The sequence below is a fragment of the Micrococcus sp. LASM2_SD2 genome (assembly GCF_057364565.1).
Genome location: NZ_JBNFOB010000444.1, coordinates 1 through 790 on the forward strand (window position 1 = coordinate 1; position 790 = coordinate 790).

The following is a 790-nucleotide window of genomic DNA, read 5'->3' on the forward strand; positions in this document are numbered from 1 at the left end:
TAGGTGATGTCAGCGACCCAGAGCCGGTGTGGGCGCTCGGCAGTGAAGCGGCGCTCGACCAGGTCAGGACGAGCATCCGGCTCACCTGCCGGCCTCGTGGTGATCGGCTTACGGCCGCGCCGAACCCCTTCCACGCCAGCGAGCTTCATCAGGCGGGCGACCTGGTCCCGGCCGATCTCCCACCCGGCGCGGGCCATGGCGTGGTGCATCTTTCGGACGCCGTAGACGCTGTAGTTCTCCGCGTGGACCCGCCGGATCTCCTCGATGAGGATCTCGTCCCGCAGCGTTCTCGAAGATCTGGGGCGTGTCTTCGCGGCGCGGTAGCCGCGGGAGGTGATGAACCCACACTCTGTCGCACGCAGGGTGCGACAGATGGCCTCGACCCCGAACTGATCGCGGTGTTCGTCGATGAACGCGATCATCTCGTCGTGGGGCGGTCGAGTTCCGCTGCGAAAAAAGCCGAGGCCTTGCGCAGGATCTCGTTCGCGCGGCGCAGCTCGAGGTTCTCCCGGCGCAGCCGGCGCATCTCTTCACACTCGTCAGTGCTCACACCGGGGGTCTCGCCTCGGTCGACGCGGCTTTGCTTCCACCAGTTCCGCAGGGTGTGGGGTGAGATCCCGCCGAGGGCTTCGCCCACGGCCGCGCAGGCGGCCCAACCGGAGCACTGCTCGGCGCGGATGCGCTCCTCGATGAGCTGCAATGCCTTCGCCTTGAACTCGGGGCTGTACTTCTGGGGCATGGTCCGATCCTCCTTGAGGAAGTAGGTCGGAACGAAACCCAGGGCGCTTCA

Annotated in this window: 1 pseudogene and 1 other annotated feature; the pseudogene reads right to left on the bottom strand. The window is 66.7% G+C overall.

Going from position 1 to position 790, the window contains the following annotated elements:
• Positions 1-739 (bottom strand): annotated as a pseudogene (locus AC2W7A_RS13020) (IS3 family transposase); the annotation flags it as partial.
• Positions 360-461: a sequence feature (AL1L pseudoknot), on the bottom strand. Its footprint overlaps the pseudogene before it by 102 nt.
• Positions 740-790 lie beyond the last annotated feature (51 nt).